The sequence below is a fragment of the Gorillibacterium timonense genome (assembly GCF_001457415.1).
Taxonomy (GTDB): domain Bacteria; phylum Bacillota; class Bacilli; order Paenibacillales; family NBRC-103111; genus Gorillibacterium; species Gorillibacterium timonense.
This window is the reverse complement of sequence record NZ_LN881720.1, coordinates 322,092-338,157: the sequence shown is the minus strand read 5'-3', so window position 1 is coordinate 338,157 and position 16,066 is coordinate 322,092. Positions and strand designations below refer to the sequence as shown.

At 52.7% G+C, this 16,066-nt stretch carries 16 protein-coding genes and 1 pseudogene; 3 read left to right on the top strand and 14 right to left on the bottom strand.

From position 1 onward, the window contains the following. Nucleotides 1-80 precede the first annotated feature (80 nt). The 9 genes and pseudogenes from nadB to BN2684_RS25310 form a co-directional block, all read right to left on the bottom strand. On the bottom strand, nucleotides 81-1,751 hold the full coding sequence (gene nadB, locus BN2684_RS02060; RefSeq protein ID WP_058300503.1) for an L-aspartate oxidase: 1,671 nt from the start codon (nucleotides 1,749-1,751) through the stop codon (nucleotides 81-83). 116 nt (nucleotides 1,752-1,867) lie between these two features. Continuing rightward, nucleotides 1,868-2,806: a quinolinate synthase NadA gene (gene nadA / locus BN2684_RS02055; RefSeq protein ID WP_058300502.1), complete on the bottom strand. Its 939-nt coding sequence runs from the start codon at nucleotides 2,804-2,806 to the stop codon at nucleotides 1,868-1,870. A gap of 263 nt (nucleotides 2,807-3,069) precedes the next feature. Further along, the gene (gene ftsH, locus BN2684_RS02050) at nucleotides 3,070-5,112 is read right to left on the bottom strand and encodes an ATP-dependent zinc metalloprotease FtsH (RefSeq protein ID WP_058300501.1); all 2,043 of its coding nucleotides are present in this window, start codon (nucleotides 5,110-5,112) and stop codon (nucleotides 3,070-3,072) included. A 120-nt stretch (nucleotides 5,113-5,232) separates the two neighbouring features. After that, a complete protein-coding gene (hpt, locus tag BN2684_RS02045) occupies nucleotides 5,233-5,772 on the bottom strand; it encodes a hypoxanthine phosphoribosyltransferase (protein ID WP_058300500.1) in 540 nt (179 codons plus the stop codon). Between the two features lie 58 nt (nucleotides 5,773-5,830). Then, a complete protein-coding gene (gene tilS / locus BN2684_RS02040) occupies nucleotides 5,831-7,258 on the bottom strand; it encodes a tRNA lysidine(34) synthetase TilS (protein WP_058300499.1) in 1,428 nt (475 codons plus the stop codon). Nucleotides 7,259-7,330: 72 nt separating this feature from the next. Next, nucleotides 7,331-8,254: a protein kinase domain-containing protein gene (locus tag BN2684_RS02035; protein WP_058300498.1), complete on the bottom strand. Its 924-nt coding sequence runs from the start codon at nucleotides 8,252-8,254 to the stop codon at nucleotides 7,331-7,333. Further along, nucleotides 8,238-9,002, bottom strand: a complete 765-nt coding sequence (locus tag BN2684_RS02030; protein ID WP_058300497.1) for a vWA domain-containing protein — start codon at nucleotides 9,000-9,002, stop codon at nucleotides 8,238-8,240. The genes BN2684_RS02035 and BN2684_RS02030 overlap by 17 nt, the downstream gene beginning before the upstream one ends. A 122-nt stretch (nucleotides 9,003-9,124) precedes the next feature. Beyond that, nucleotides 9,125-9,685, bottom strand: coding sequence for an alpha/beta fold hydrolase (locus BN2684_RS24655; RefSeq protein ID WP_262360855.1), 561 nt, complete (start codon nucleotides 9,683-9,685; stop codon nucleotides 9,125-9,127). Nucleotides 9,686-9,698: 13 nt separating this feature from the next. Beyond that, nucleotides 9,699-9,959 (bottom strand): annotated as a pseudogene (locus tag BN2684_RS25310) (alpha/beta fold hydrolase); the annotation flags it as partial. A 201-nt stretch (nucleotides 9,960-10,160) separates the two neighbouring features. On the opposite strand from BN2684_RS25310, the gene BN2684_RS02020 reads away from it, so the two are divergent. Beyond that, nucleotides 10,161-10,487 carry a PadR family transcriptional regulator gene (locus BN2684_RS02020; protein ID WP_058300496.1) on the top strand — a complete coding sequence of 109 codons (327 nt, stop codon included), beginning with the start codon at nucleotides 10,161-10,163 and terminating at the stop codon, nucleotides 10,485-10,487. An 18-nt stretch (nucleotides 10,488-10,505) separates the two neighbouring features. Further along, entirely contained in the window at nucleotides 10,506-11,057 is a 552-nt protein-coding gene (locus BN2684_RS23760; protein WP_082651690.1) for a DUF1700 domain-containing protein, read from the top strand. A gap of 51 nt (nucleotides 11,058-11,108) precedes the next feature. On the opposite strand, the gene BN2684_RS02010 is transcribed toward BN2684_RS23760, so the two are convergent. Together BN2684_RS02010 and BN2684_RS02005 are read right to left on the bottom strand one after the other, a co-directional pair. Further along, on the bottom strand, nucleotides 11,109-11,681 hold the full coding sequence (locus BN2684_RS02010) for a histidine phosphatase family protein (RefSeq protein WP_058300495.1): 573 nt from the start codon (nucleotides 11,679-11,681) through the stop codon (nucleotides 11,109-11,111). A 104-nt stretch (nucleotides 11,682-11,785) separates the two neighbouring features. Beyond that, nucleotides 11,786-12,436: a hypothetical protein gene (locus BN2684_RS02005; RefSeq protein ID WP_058300494.1), complete on the bottom strand. Its 651-nt coding sequence runs from the start codon at nucleotides 12,434-12,436 to the stop codon at nucleotides 11,786-11,788. Between the two features lie 335 nt (nucleotides 12,437-12,771). Here BN2684_RS02005 and BN2684_RS02000 point away from each other — a divergent pair, with 335 nt between their 5' ends. Continuing rightward, entirely contained in the window at nucleotides 12,772-13,845 is a 1,074-nt protein-coding gene (locus BN2684_RS02000; protein ID WP_058300493.1) for a hypothetical protein, read from the top strand. Nucleotides 13,846-13,911: 66 nt separating this feature from the next. Here the strand turns inward: BN2684_RS02000 and BN2684_RS01995 are convergent, their stop codons facing one another. The 3 genes from BN2684_RS01995 to BN2684_RS01985 form a co-directional block, all read right to left on the bottom strand. Beyond that, complete coding sequence (locus BN2684_RS01995; protein ID WP_058300492.1) at nucleotides 13,912-14,754, bottom strand: phosphotransferase family protein; 843 nt, start codon at nucleotides 14,752-14,754, stop codon at nucleotides 13,912-13,914. 56 nt (nucleotides 14,755-14,810) lie between these two features. Next, complete coding sequence (locus BN2684_RS01990; RefSeq protein ID WP_058300491.1) at nucleotides 14,811-15,230, bottom strand: hypothetical protein; 420 nt, start codon at nucleotides 15,228-15,230, stop codon at nucleotides 14,811-14,813. Between the two features lie 221 nt (nucleotides 15,231-15,451). Then, a complete protein-coding gene (locus BN2684_RS01985; protein ID WP_058300490.1) occupies nucleotides 15,452-16,039 on the bottom strand; it encodes a hypothetical protein in 588 nt (195 codons plus the stop codon). Between the last annotated feature and the right edge of the window lie 27 nt (nucleotides 16,040-16,066).

Genomic DNA, 16,066 nt, shown 5'->3' with positions numbered 1-16,066 from the left:
TTGGCTTTGCCGCGCATGCGGCCACTGTCGATTCGTCACGCGCTGCAAATGTTTCGCTCGCTGGATAAGCGCTAGAAGCTTCAGCCCTTAGAGGCTGCTGCCTCTTCCTGGCCGTGCTCCACTGGCATTCGGCGGACTGTCTCCGTGACCGTACCGCTTTCCCGGTGAAAGACAATGTGACGGCGCCATTCTTCGTTCGAAGCCGGATAATCGCTGCGGAAATGGCCTCCTCGGCTTTCCTGGCGCATCCGCGCGGCAACCGCGACCAGCAGGGAAACCGTCAACATGTTGGCGAATTCGTATTCCTCGCGCTTGGTCAAGCGGGATTCGAAGAGGGACATCAGCCGTCGCAGCTCGTCGATCCCTCGCTCCAGCCCCTCGTCCGAGCGGACGAGTCCGACGTGGCGGAGCATCACCTTTTGCAGCTTCAGCCGCTTCTCCACGACCGGAGTCATGGGGATGTCCTTGCGCAGAGCAAGCGCAACCTGATCGGACGAACCCACCTGCAGGCTGTCGAGATCAAGCTCCGGCAGCTCCGCGAGCTTCTTGATGATCCGCCTGCCAAAGACGAGCGCTTCCGAGAGAGAGTTGCTGGCGAGCCGGTTCGCTCCATGCACCCCGGTCGAGGACACCTCACCGCAAGCGAACAAGCGCTTAAGCGAAGTCTCCCCATCCAGTCCCGTCTTGACCCCACCCATCATATAGTGGGCAGCCGGGGCGACCGGAATCCAGTCCGCAGTAAGATCGAGTCCGTAATGCAGGCAGGTTTCATAGATCATCGGGAACCGATGCAGCACCTTCTCGCGCGGTTCGTGAGTAATATCGAGGTAGACGAAGGTAGACTTGGTCCGTTCCATCTCGCTTACAATCGCCCGGGCCACGACATCGCGCGGAGCGAGCTCGAGCAGCGGGTGATAGTTCTCCATAAAGCGTTCGCCGGTGCTGTTGCGCAGCACCGCTCCTTCTCCGCGCACGGCCTCGGAGATGAGAAATCGGGGAGCGCCTGGATAACAGAGAGAGGTCGGGTGGAACTGCACGAACTCCATGTCGCGAACTTCAGCCCCCGCCCGATAAGCTATCGCGATGCCGTCGGCTGTAGCGATTTCGGGGTTGGTCGTATAGCGGTACAGCTGACCCGCGCCGCCGGAGCACAGAATGGTGGCTTTGCCGAACACGGCGACCCGGCTGCCGTCCGGCCGCTGAACCAGCGCGCCTAAGCATTCGCCGTTTGACGTCAGCAGATCGATCGCAAAATGGTTGTTCCAAATCTCCAGGTTTGGCTGTTCCAACGCTTGTTGAGCAAGAGCCCGGACGATTTCGGCCCCAGTGGAATCGCCATGGGCATGAAGAATCCGCCGCTGACTATGCGCCCCCTCCCGAGTAAGCGCAAGCACGCCGTCCTCGAGATCGAACTCGGTCCCGAGTCGGATCAATTCATTCACCCGGGCCGGTCCTTCATGCACGAGCACATCGACCGCGTCCTCGTCGCAGAGGCCCGCGCCCGCCATCAGCGTATCCTGCAGATGGAAATCCGGCGAATCCTCATCGGCGATCACCGCTGCAATGCCGCCTTGGGCGTAGCGGGTATTGCTCTCGTCCAAAGCCTTCTTGGTGATCATCAGCACCTTGCCGGTCTTGGCCGCCTTGATCGCCGTGTACAGCCCGGCCACGCCGGAGCCGATGATGATCGTCTCGAATTCATACCGGGGCAAGTCCTGCCAGGAAACATCCGTCAAATAACGTGGAATCATTGCCTTCACCTGTCTTTACTATAGTAGAATGACATGTATTTGCTTGTTCCTATTCCTCGTCCGACTTCATCCATTCCGCTTTACGTCCCGGGACCGGGGACATGAAGCAGCGCATGCTACTTCACCTGCAGCATGCGCTCGAGAGATTGTCTGGCTTTATCCGCCACCTGCGGCGGTACATAGATTTGCGGGGACAGGGTTTCCAGGCACTGGGCCACCTTCTTCAGGTTGTTCACCTTCATGTTGGGGCAGACCAGGTACTTCGTAGCGAAGTGGAACTCCTTGTCCGGGCTGTCGAGCCGGAGCTGATAGCCGACTCCGTCCTCCGTGCCGACGATGAACTGCTTCGTGGCGGATTCCTTGCAGTACTTCAAGATCGCCGTCGTGCTTCCGACGAAATCGCCCAGCTTGACGACCTCAGGACGGCATTCCGGGTGAACGACGAATTCCGCGTTCGGGAACTTTTCGCGCATTTCCATGACATCCCTTACGGTCAGCATATCATGGGTGTTGCAGTAGCCTTCCCAGAGAATCATCTTCTTGGTTGTGAATTTGGAGACATAGTTGCCCAGGTTCTTATCCGGCACCCAGATGATCTCGTCGGCATCTACCGAATTGACCACCTTGACCGCATTTGCCGATGTACAGCAAATATCCGTCTCCGCCTTCACATCGGCAGAGGTATTAATGTATGCGACAACCGCCGCGTTCGGATGCTGTTGCTTCAGCGCCTTCAAGCCGTCGACATTGACCATATCGGCCATCGGACAGCCCGCGCGTTCATCGGGGATGACGACCGTCTTGTTCGGGGCGAGAATCTTGGCGCTTTCCCCCATGAAATGCACACCGCAAAATACGATGACATCAGCGTCTGTGCTGGCCGCCTTCTGGGCGAGCAGGAACGAGTCTCCGCGAAAATCGGCAATCTCTTGAACTTCATCCCGCTGATAGTAATGGGCAAGGATAATGGCATTCTTCTCTTCCTTCAACCGCAGAATCCGCTCTTTAAGCTCCCGATTCTGCTGTTCCTTGCGTTCTAGTGCGAGAGCTTCCATAAGACCATCCCCCGGGATATCAATTTAAACCTAATTTACAAAAACTTAAGGCGGGTGTCAACGAGAAGCAGCCGCTTTTAGGAGGTTTTCAGTGATCTAAATCACACAGAAGCACAAAAAGTCCAACTTGCCGCTTACTCCGTGGTGAGGATATGCGAAACGAAGTCGGCGCTTGATGACGTCGCTCTTGCGGGCTTTCTGCCAAGAAAAGCCGGAACTCCGCAGGGGAGCCCGGCTTTGCTGGTAATGGGTACGTACGATTCTTACTTGTCGGTCGGCTCGTTGTCGCCATCGGCAGACGATGGGCTTCCCGTGCCTCGGGCGATATCGCCGAGCTTATTGGCGCTGTTGTCCTGGTCTTGGCTTTGGATGTTGACTTTGACATCCTCGGCAAAGCTCGGAGCGGCGGTGGGAGTTTCCTCCGCATCGCGGCCTTCGTCTCCTTCGATATGACCCTGCTCGATGAGTTGAATGATCTGGTCCTTATCAAGGGTTTCCCGACGAAGCAGCGTATTTGCCACCAAGTGAACCTTGTCGGAATGCATCTGCAGAAGCTCGCGTGCCCGCTCGTAGCAGCGGCGGATCATCTGCTGCATTTCCTGGTCGATCTCGTAGGCGATCGCGTCGCTGTAGTTCTGCTCGTGGCCGAGATCGCGGCCCAGGAAGACCTGGCCTCCTTGAGAATGGCCGAACTGCATCGGCCCGAGCTTCTCGCTCATGCCGTAGTCGACGATCATCCGGCGGACGATGTCCGTCGCCTTCCGGAAGTCATCGTAAGCGCCGGTGCCGATCTCGCCGATAAACAGCTCTTCCGACACCCGCCCGGCAAGCAGGCCGGTGACCTGGTCGAGCAGCTCGGACTTGGTCACCACGAGCGGATCCTCCGCATCCTTCGGAAGCATCATGACGTAGCCGCCTGCACGCCCCCGGGGAACGATGGTCACCTTGTGGATCATATGAGCATTGCGCTCGTAATAGCCGATGATGGCGTGACCCGCTTCATGGAAGGCGACGGTACGCTTGTCGCGCTCGCTGATGACGCGGCTTTTCTTCTGCGTCCCGACGATTACGCGGTCATACGCTTCTTCCACTTCCGCCATGGAGATATCCTTGCGGTTGCGGCGAGCGGCGATGAGCGCCGATTCGTTCAGCAGGTTCTCGAGATCGGCTCCAGTGAAGCCGGTCGTATAACGAGCCAGGGTGTCCAGACGGACGTCCTTGGCAAGCGGTTTGTTGCGGGCATGGACCTTGAGCACGGCTTCGCGGCCCTTCACATCGGGACGGTCTACCGTAATCTGCCGGTCGAAGCGTCCGGGACGAAGAAGCGCCGGGTCAAGAATATCCGGACGGTTGGTGGCTGCGACGATGATAATGCCTTCGTTCGCGCCAAAGCCGTCCATCTCGACGAGCAATTGGTTAAGCGTCTGTTCGCGTTCGTCGTGACCGCCGCCGAGTCCTGCTCCGCGCTGCCGTCCGACGGCGTCGATTTCGTCGATGAAGATGATGCAGGGGGCGTTCTTCTTGGCGTTCTCGAACAAGTCGCGAACACGAGATGCGCCGACCCCGACGAACATTTCCACGAAGTCGGAACCGGAGATGCTGAAGAAGGGAACACCGGCTTCGCCGGCTACCGCACGGGCGAGCAGAGTTTTACCGGTACCCGGAGGTCCGACAAGCAGCACGCCCTTCGGAATACGAGCGCCAACGGCTGCGAATTTGCGCGGGTCCTTGAGGAATTCCACGACTTCCACGAGCTCTTGCTTCTCTTCGTCCGCACCGGCCACATCCTCGAACGTGACCCGTTTCTTCTCTTCATTATAGAGGCGGGCGCGGCTCTTGCCGAAGTTCATGACCTTGCCACCGCCGCCTTGCGCCTGATTCATCATAAAGAAGAACAGGATGAAGATGATGATAAGCGGGAAAAGCGAAGTGAGGAAGGTCAGCCAAATGCTGGCTTCCCGTTGCTTCTCGTATTTGATCTCAATCTTGACGTTCTGGTCTTCGGCTTGCAGCTGAGCGGCATCGATCAGCTTATCGGTATCTGCTGTTGGCGGGGCAACCGTACGGAACGTTTTGCCGTCTTTGTACTGTCCGCGAATGGCGTACATGTTACCGTCAGGCTGCACGCTGATCTTTTCGATATCGTTGGCTTTCTTCTCGTCGGCTATATTTTGCAGTTCATTCCGGAAATCGCTGTATGACTTCGCCACTTCGATCTCGTTCTGGGTTGCAATGACGCGCACGATTCCGATAATGACCAAAATAATAAGCAGATAAAACCCGGTACTGCGGAGGATTCGATTCATCCCCAACCTCCTCTCATGCTTGTTTTATTTTACCACAGCGCCTTTTGGCTTCTCAACTGAACCGGGATGCCTGGAAAGACGCGGCAGGAATGAATCCTAACGTTATAATAGCGCCTGCTGTTATTCCGAATAGATGGCTTCCTTCAAGATCCCTACGTACGGAAGGTTGCGGTACTTCTCCGCATAATCGAGGCCATAGCCGACGACGAATTCGTCGGGAATTTCAAAGCCGCGGTAATCCGGCTCCAACGGCACCGTGCGGCGCGCCGGCTTGTCGAAGAGGGCGACCACCTTCACCGATTTGGCGTCGCGGCCTTCGAGCAAGTCGATCAGGTAGCTGAGCGTCATACCGCTGTCGATGATGTCCTCCACGATCAGAACGTCGCGGCCTTCCACCGGCACGTCCAAATCCTTGATAATCTTGACGACCCCCGATGAACGGGTGGATGCGCCGTAGCTTGAAACCGCCATAAAATCGAGCTCAAGCGGAATGGTGATCGTTTTGACCAGATCGGCCATAAAAATGAACGCGCCCTTCAGGACGCAAATCACAAACAGATTTTTCCCCTCGTATTCGCGGCTGATCTGTTCTCCCAGTTCTCGGATCTTCGCTTGAATCTGTTCCTCGCTGTACATGACTTCCTTAATGTCGTTCTGCAACAGTTGCCCCTCCCACAATTATCCTATGAATCGATGCTGGTATGCATTCGGACCGTATTCACAATTGCGGCCCGGTAAACGTCATGCAGAAGAAGATCCCTGTCTTCTCCGTCACAACGGAATGCGCTGCTTGGCGAATGCCGGGAAGCCACAGAATCCGGCCGTTCCCGTCGGCCACAATCGGCCAGATTTCCCGCTTGCTTGCGGGGATCTTTTCGTCAATGAAGATATCTTTTACTTTTTTGACGCCCTTTAGTCCCATGACGTTCATGCGGTCGCCTTCCCTGCGGGACCTTACGGTGAGCGGAAAACAAAGAGTCTCCCAGTCGAATACGGCGTAATCCCGACCATTTCGGCCCTCATCCGGAATATCGCTTCGCTCTGTCGCGGTGAACCCGCCGAGCGCCCTGTCCAAGCCTTCCAGCGGTAGCGAAAGAGAACCTGCATCCTTCTCCGCTATATAATGAAGGAAAGGAAGCGGCTTATCGGGTGAAGCGATCTTCACAAGGTCGTATTCCCGGCAAAACTGCAGGTTTCCCGCAAGATCGAGGGTGAAATTCGGCGGCCCCTCGCGGAGCACGGCAGAGCGCACAATCTCCGTTAGGGAGTAGCCGAAGTCGTCCTGCTGATCCGTTCCGGTGGCAAGATAATCTAATAGTAGTTTAATCAACCGCCTTTGTAAAGCGAGATGGAGCCCCGCAAAGGCCTTGCGCGAAAAGGCAAAACCACCGTCCAGCGGGCGAACGAGCGAGGAAAAGGCGGCCGCCGCCGCCTCGGTCAGGTAAGCATTCTCCGCCTGCATCACATCCGCCAAGCGGCCCAGCGTTTCCTCCAACCGTGGATTGTATTCCCGCAGGAGGGGCATGACATCGAGCCGAATCCGGTTTCGGGTGTAGGTGCGCTTGCCGTTGCTGCTGTCGATCCGGTAAGGAATCCCCTCCGCTTCGCAATAGCCGACAAGAGCTTCCTTGTTTATACGAAGGAGGGGGCGGATAAGTTCCACATTTGCAAAAGTTCGTTCCGCAGCGATGCCCGACAGCCCGGTTGGGCCCGCTCCGCGCAGGAAGCGCATGAGCACCGTCTCCGCCTGATCCCCCGCATGGTGGGCGAGCGCCACCTTGGCTGCGCCGCATCCGGCGGCGGCTTCGATCAGAAACGCGCGGCGTTGCTCTCGGGAAGCAGCCTGCCCGTTCATCCCGGTGTCGCGTATGTAGGCGGGCATATCGAGATGAGCGACCCGGAAGGGAAGCCCGAGCTTGCGGGTGTAAGCTTCCACCATGCGCTCTTCTTCATCCGATTCCTCTCCGCGGAACCCATGGTTGACATGGGCGACCGTCAGCTTAAGCTGCAGCCCTGGCGCGAAACGCGAGAGTAGATGCAGCAGGGCCATGGAATCTGGCCCTCCCGATACCGCGACGACCACCGAATCGCCTGGAGCAAGGAGCCCCTCCTCGCGGATTTGTTCTTCCACCTGCCGGTACAGCATCCAATCGTTTCCCCATTTCCGCGAGACTTCACCATCGGGAGCTCGTTCGACGAAGCCGCTCCCGAACTCCCCCTACAGCAAGTCTCGTATATATAAATACACGACGGACAGAAATAGAATCGCGGAGACCGCAATTCCCGCCTTGAAGCCTCTGCCGAGCGCCGATTTCTTCTTGGCCGGACGGGCGCGGCGCGAATAGACCATCGCCCGCCAGTCCTCGTAAGCTTCGCGGCTGGACAAATAGCCTCCGGTCAGCAAACGGCGGAGGCATGGCAAATAAGCGCGGCAAGCCGGCGAAGCTTCAGCAGCCTTCACCAGCAGCTCGGGGCTGCGGTTTTGTGGCAGCAAGTCTCGTCGGAAGCAATCCTCTCCCACGTCGAGCAGACGCAGACAGAGCACCCCGAACGCGAATAAATCATAGCCGGAGTCCGCTGTCCGCGTCCCCGCATTCCAATAGCTGCGGTCGTAGATCTCCGTGAACTGCTTGACCGAGCGTCCGACCGGCGACAAGCCGCCGAAGTCGACGAGCTGGGCTTCTCCGTAAGAGGAGACGAGCACATTCTCCGTCTTCAGATCGCCGAACACCCATCCCCGCTCATGCAGATGGGTCAATTGAACAAGAAGCTTGAGCCCGATGACGCTGAGCCACTCGGGACCCTCCTTCTCAAGGAACAACGCCGATTGGCGCCCCTCCACATATTTCATCACATAAAAGGAATAGCTCGCGCCTCTCCATACAAAATCATCCGTATCGACAAGAAACCCGGCAAGCGGTCCTTGCCCGGCGGTGATCGCGGAAAGCGCGTTCACTTCGGATTGCACATCGGCCGGGTCGAGTCCGATCTTGAGCGCATACCGCCGGCCTTCGCGGCCTACCAGATATACAGCTCCGTTCGCTCCCTCACCCAGCTTGCCGAGCACGCGGTAGGAGCGTCCCTTCCACTTGCCCGTCAGGACGCTCCCTGCGGCCGGTTCAGGCTTATACGACGTAGTCACTCCAAATCCCGTCCTTCGTCTGCCGGCGTTCGGCGGTAGTCCCTGTGGTTTTCTCCGTCAACAGCCCGCCGCTCTTGCCCTCCCCCGCGAAATACTTCACAGTTTGGAGGATCGCTGGCCCCGTAGGAGTCGTACCCTTCATGTTAATGTTATAAAATAACTCTCCCACTTTTGCAAGACGACCCGACCAAGCCTGCTCGACGCGAACCTCTTCCCCGGACGCTCCGGGAAAGCGCAAAACCGCAAGCCGGCTCGCACCGGAGCGCGCCTCCAGGCTTTTCATCAGATCACGCACCGCTTCGCGCACGGCAGCCAGCTTCGGCTTCATGCTGGCGCTGGCATCGACCAGGAGCGCCACCTCGAGCGCAGCCGTCTCCTCCATCTCATCGATCACGCGCACGACCTGCGCTCTTTTGTCCGGCGGAAGGTCGGTCAGCTCCATTGACTCCTGCCCCATGATCGCCTTCAGCTCTGCGCCGACCACCTGGCGGATGGTATGCGAGACGGTCTTGCGCGTCATCATCTGCACCGTCTGCGACAAACTTGCCGAACCGACCATGCGCGAGAGGCCTCCTCCCGCCCGGGCAATCTCGCGGATCTCCTCCGAGCCGAGCTCCCCGATCTCGCCTTGGTCGACTACGCCGACCACGTTCACCGTAATTCCCTCCGACAGCGCATGCGCCGCCGCCACGACCGGACTGACCCCCACATTGGAGCATCCGTCCGTAATCAGGATGATCTGTTTCATCTCTGCCGCCTCCTCTAAGTCTCTCTCCTTCCAGTCTTGCCCTCATGAGAGACTTCTAAACGAGAGGCGCCTGCCCCTATCACAGAAAACCAATCACCCTGAACGGCGAAGCAATTGGATCCTCAAAGCGTCATGATAAATTCATCAAAATAACGGTAAAACTCTTCCTTGTTCCCCAAATGTACGTTATGGTCGGGATGATCTACCTCGCGGGCGAGGCAGTTCGGGAGTAGAGATTGCATTCTCAGGAAATCCTCGTCCGATACCGCATCGTTGCCTTTGGCTCGGAGGACCAATACGGGACATGTGAGGTTCGGCAAGAGATGAAACCAGTTTTCCTCATATGCCATGTTGGCGGCTATCGCCTGTGAGCTGAACATCATCTGATATCCCTCTACCGTTTCGACCAAGCTATTCATGAAGTATTGATAACTCAAATCGGAATCCATCGTTTGCCGGAGAAATGCTGCCGCTTCGCTTAAGCTGGAGAATGGCATCGGCCAATCTTTTGTCACCGGGTCAACGGTAGGGATTTGATCTAACGGCAATTGGTTTGGTTCGGCAGGTCCGGAAGCGGATTTGTCGAGGATAGCCAATGCTTTGACGAGCTTGGGATATAACGCCGTTAAGTGTCCAGCCACTCGTCCACCCATAGAATGACCTACGACTAGAGCGGAATCGATCTTTAATGAAAGTTAAAAGGTCAAGCATATCCTCCGCCATTTCTTCGGCCGTATATTTCGATATCGGCTTCCCGCTCAATCCGTGCCCTCTTTGATCCGGTGCGATAATTCGGTACTGTTCGCCGTAGCGTTGGATAAAGTCATACCAGGTTTCCGCCCTCCCCATTCTTCCATGTAGGCATAGAATAGTCGGTCCCTCGGTTTTTGTATCGAAATAAAACAAGTCAATGCTCTTCAACTTGGCAACGTTTCGGTAGATTTTCACTTTCCCCATCTCATATCACCCTTATCCAGCTTATCATACAAACATATCCAGATACAGAATATTCGTTCGCATCACATTGAGAACGGAGAGACGCCGTGAGAGGAAATGTCAGAAGCCATTCCTTCCGAAAGGAGTAGGCAAATGAACAAAAAATAGTACTGTACGCCGCAAGGTACTTTGTGGTACATTAATCGCGAGAGGTGGGAATTCATGGATATGTCCGAATGGAAGTCTCAGGTTCGCCGGGGACTTCTGGAATTTTGCATCCTTCGCTTGATCGGGTCACAGCCACGCTACGGATACGAGTTGGTCACCACGTTGAACCGATGGGAATTTCTCGCCGTTACGGAAGGCACACTGTACCCTCTCTTGCGCAGGCTGCTCAAAGAAAAGTGCATTGATTCCTATTGGAAGGAATCCGAAGCAGGCCCACCGCGCAAGTACTACACCTTGACGGAAAGCGGGCGCGAGCTGCTCGATTCCATGTCTACGGAATGGGAAAAGGTCACGCAGGCGATTGAGGAATTGAATCAATAGCACTAGGAGGAGAAGGAAATGGAATGGAACAAGCGAGCGTATCTGGATATGTTCAGCACCCAGCTGCGCCATTTGCCGCAAGAGGAGCGGCTTGATGCCATACGGGAGATCGAAGACGCCATCGAGGATGGGATGACCGGCGGCTTGTCGGAAAGGGCGATTCTGCTCCGACTAGGGGACCCTCGCAAGCTGGCAAAGGCTTATCAAAGTGATTATCTCACGAAGGATGGGTTGACGTTTTCTCTGAGGAGAATTTGGCTCATGCTTAGCTTCTACAGCACAACGGGCCTGCTGAGTGCCATAGTTGTCCCTCTACTCGCAACCATCGCTTACGGGTTCGGCTTTGTCGCGGTGATCACCCCGATCGCCGGCATTCTGCGCTCCTTAGGCGTCCCCTGGATCAGCATGAGCTTCACAGGCGAGAACGATGTGCCCCTAAACTGGAGCATTCCCTATTCCCTCGTGGTTACAGCCTTTTTGGGTATCATTGCTTATTTTAGCCGAAAGGCGCTGACGACCTATCTGCAGTTTCTCTCCAAGCAGTACAGCAAGCTGATTCCGCGGAATTAAAAAGAAAAGCAGGACCATTGCTGGCCCTGCGGGAATGCGGGAAAAACGGAGCTAAACCTTCCATAATCTCGTTGCGCCGATGAACATATCCTCTTTGAATTCCAGCCTGTACACATCGGGCTTGGATATCTGCAGCAAGAAATCCAGGCCGTACTGACTGTCGAAATGCCCCATCATGAGCGTCATGATCAAGCCATGCGTTCCAACTACGATCTTCTGCCCCTTGTGCTTCTGCAAAATATCTTTGAGCGCCGCGACGGATCGTTCCAGGCAAGCCGCGTTGGATTCCCCTCCCGGCAATGAATAGCTCGGGTCAGCGAACATCTTCTGAAGAGTGGGATAAATGTCCTGATCGGCGATGCCCTGGTTTTCACTAATAAAATTCAATTCTCTTAACTCTTCATAAACAGTGATTTCCTTGCCAAGGGACTGGGCTAAGCCTTCAATGGTCAGAACGGCCCTTCGATACGGGCTCGAAACGAACGCATCGATTCCTTCCTCTTTCAATAGGTTCGTGATTCGGTCAACATCGGCCCATCCCTTGTCCGTAAGTCCTCGCGTTCTCTCGTTTCCTTCCGTTTTCAGCGATTCACCGTGTCTGACCATGTACAGATAAGTGTTCATATATCCTCCTGGGAAATTCATGATGGGGTATGTATAGGTCCATATACTCTCCGAAGTTCACACACTTCCAATATAAGTAATTTTGAGATCTATTTCAATTTCCATCAAGGTACATACTTCATACTATAAAGATTTAGGAAATCCTTAATGTTGTCGATTAGTTCATGGATATTTTTTCTTGTTACCTTCAGACCAACATCTTTATGGACCAAGGTATTTCTTATGTCTCTGAACTTATGAGCTTTCCTTGCCCATCTTTTCCACTCATCACTGTTGAAATTATCGTTTTTGTAAACATTTATGGTTTTATAAACTAACTCATCACTATCGCCATTTAAAAAACTCTCATAAATCGAAAAAATATAAACAAAAATAGATGTGTTTTGGATTGCGTATATTGGCAATGCTTCTTGCGGTTCTAAGAAGCTATTCATTTCATTAATCGAATGCTGTATTTCATCTCCCATACGAGAAAATGAAGCATTTATTTTATTTGATTCATCCAATACCATATCTTCATAGTCTTTAAAATCTCCCCCCTCTTTGAGGATGGATTTTACAAAATCGGTATTCATGTTCGTGTTATCTGATATGGATTCGGATCTATCCGCTAGTTCATTTAATAGATAGGCAAAATTCAGCAGTCGTCTTTCTACGATTTCTGTATAGTTTGATGAGAATGTATCCATATAAAAAACTACTGAATCCAATTTTTTCAAAAGAGCTTCTTTTGACTGCATAAAGTCCTTGATCATGATTATTCATTCCCTTGCGACCATTTCACCTAACGTTGATATATTCACGAGTTATTGTTCAATCCACTTTGATCAACAAGTAGTTTCCTACTACCCAACCGAGGAGTATCAGCACCTTAATGGGGATTGACTATGTTGATCGTTCGATCTTTTCTCTCCGTCTTAGATAGCTCTTAGCTTGCTTATGTTGTCTGAGTCATCTTTCCCGATTATACTATTAAAACGAGGAAAATAATGGGGTTTCCAGAATAAATGTCCCAGGTGCGGCGAGGACGTTCAAGTTTTGCGCAGCTTCCCGAATAATAGAAAAGGCCCAAAGGAAAGGAGCCCACAGGATGAATCCATTCAAATTTAAGCTTCTGTGCTTGCTGTTGCTTATCTTAACCGTGGCTACGGCTTGCAAGGAGACCAGCGGAGAAGGGGAAGGACCCACGGCCCAACCAACCCAATCCGCAAGCACCGCCCCTTCCGTTTCTTCTTCTCCGATCGAAGCTTCTCCCGAGAAAAGTGATTTGGCGTCCCCTGCAACAACTCCCCCGGTTGCCTCGCCTGTTGGTGATCCGACCACATCTCCAGCGGATCTGGAATCGGTAATCGACGGTTACATTCAGCAAGGATATATGGTGGAGGCAAAGCATGTCTTTGTGAGAGAGTTTGAAGGAATGGGCAAGCTGACCATCACTCCGGCAACTATATCGTCCGTAGATGAGGGCCTGCCTCCCTTTGTCCTGATCGTATCGGGAGGGGATAAGATTCAAGTGCTGAAGCCGGAGGGGGAGGAACGGTATCCCATGTTGAACTCGTTTGAGGCGATAGCCTTTGTCGACATCGACCCCCACAGCCTTAAATCAGGCTATACGGATATTATCGTCATCGCTGATTTTGTCACAGGCGCAGGTCCGCAGGGGATGGAGCCCTTCTCGAAGGCTTTCATTTTCAAGAATGACTCATGGGGGAACTTCGTAGAGGATACCGAACTGGAGAACCGGATCGCTCATTCCGCCACAACTCGCACCCTCACTGTGAAGCAGGTGCTCAAGCTGGCAGAGCCCGTTGACATCACAAGCTTTGTCGGGACTTATACACGAGAAGGTTCTTCTGACTACGAATCCGGGATGATCACCATCAAAGCCGTCACCGACAGCCAGGTTTCCTTTGCATTCGATGGCTATCACGTTAACGGAGGCGAAGAAGAGCTTAAACTCGGAAATATGAGCCTGGGGAAACTTGAAGACGAACAGGCAGTCATAACCGAAAGCGGCCAATCCGCCGTGTATCGGGATGAGGAGAACGACTACGAGATGACCTTTTATTTCTATCAGGACGGCACCTTTGAGATTGTCGAAGTCGGGGACTCTATCTATGGGCACAATGTCACCGCAGAGGGAATCTATCAAAAGAATCGATAAACGAACGGATAACCAGCGCGGCGTATGCTCCCTACATAAAAAGAAGAGAGGGACATGAGCCTCTCTCTATAGGTTTTGCCTAATAAACTGAAGCAGCCTGCCCTTCTCTTCCTCTGAAATTGCATCGGCCGACAGCTTTCTCGCAGCTACCGGGGCAATCCAGGGATGGACCTCATCGTAGGTGATTCCCGACAGCTTCGTGTACTCGTCCATGAAAATATCAATGACCGCTTCTCGTATGGAATCAAAGCCTTCTCGAATTTCGTCAGGCAGATCATCGGGCAATACGGCATACCGAATCATGATGATGTATTCGGCCATATCTCCTTCCGGATTGCCCGAAGCCGCATTCATCCAGTCGAGGATGATCGCTTCCCCATCGTCTTTTACCATGATATTGCCGGGATTGGGATCGCCATGGCAGATCACGTGCTTAGCCGGTAACCGGTCAAGTGCAGCAATCACCGCTTCCTTCTCCTCTGAGGTCAAATGACCGATATACCGGATGCTCTGCTTAAAGCTCTCTTTTTGCGATGGCAGCGGATGGTCGGAAGCGGCTTGGCTATGTATGGCGTATAGAATGCGCGCGGTCAACCGAATATCCTCGCCACCCTCCTCCGAGGCTTCGTCGGACAGATGCTGCAACTGCCCCATAAATCGATCCCCTAACGTCTCCCCCTTAATCTGCTCAAAAACAATCCCTGTGCGCCCTTCAACCTTAGTCCATTCATAGGGCCGCGGGACAGGAAGTCCGCATTCCCATGCCGTGAGGGTGTTTCGGTATTCTCTTCGCATCGCTTCATCGTCTGTGTTGGGTTTGGCCAGCTTAATGATTTTGTCAGGGCCTTCCCATTCGAACACTTCTGAACAACCGCCCTCGGCGACCTTCGCCCCTAGCCTGATTGGCATTGCCATTCCTCCTTATCGATCACAATCCGCTATTCATCTGAATGGGATGGGGAACATCAGCTTGACGACTTTACAATCGTAAACTTAACCTTCCATTTGGCATATTTGTCTGAATTCGTGCCCTTGGAAACCCTGAAGTTGAGCGTCTCGTTCGTCTTCTCCTTGAAGGACGACAATTTCACCGAGCTGGTTTTCGATCCGCTAGACGGCTGTTTATCCTGTTCTTTGGCTACGGCCTTTAGCTTCACGCTATCCGTCGATTTGAGCGTCAACTTCACCGTGTTACCCTCTTTGATCGACTTCTCATTTACATAGATCTCCGTTTTCCAGTTGCTGGCCATACCTTTGCTCTCGACCAGCTCCACATTCGTCAGCTTCACTTTGACGGTAACCGTCTCGCCTTCTGCAGAGACTGGCTGGACGAAGGAAAGAGCGAGCAGGGAGCAGATGATGAGCAGCTTGAGCTTTTTAATCATTGGTAAAGCCTCCTTCTTTATCTGTATTTCGGAACAATGTATAAATTTAACTTCTTAAATTTATCAACAAAATATAATCAAGTATTTTGAATATTTCTTTCTCATTCATTTTTTTGTCCCTTCATGACCTGTATTGTGGATTGTCTACTGCGCTTTTCCTTACAGATCTTAGAGTGTTGTCAGTGACAAAGTATTAATGTGATTGTAGTCTCTCTGAGGTTCTAACTATTGTGACCGTAAATTCTTAATATCCTTTGATAGGTCTCCTCATTTTGTGCAACCTTTAAATATTCTATCTGTCTTTGTTCAACTAACATTTGCAGTTCAACGGTTTTGTCACCACTAGGAGGAATTTTAGATGATATTAGAGCTTCAATTAGCTTTGTTAATGGTAATCCTATAGCTTGTTTAAAGTTAAAACCTAGTATTTGCAATATATTTAAAGTCTCTTTTGATAAGATCGGTTTAAACATATCAATGCTTTGCCTCATTTTATCAATATCTTCATTACCGCTCTGTTGAATGAGGGTTTCCAATATTGGAATAACACTGTTAGTAATATAATCTATGTCTTCTTCTGAAATCCTCTGCGCAATTAGTTTTTCTTCATAGGCTTGAGTTATTTGAATAAGTTGATTTTTATCCGATATCAACTCGTTTATAATTTCTTCAAGACTACTAATGATTTCTCCCTGATTACCCTTCTGTTTAACAGCTCGTATTTTATCAAATATTGCTTCAACGCTTTTCTTTCCAATATGACTTGCTAATTCTGATGTTACCTTAATCATCTCTGAATTTAATTCCATTTAAAAACCTCCAATTTATGTTCCGAA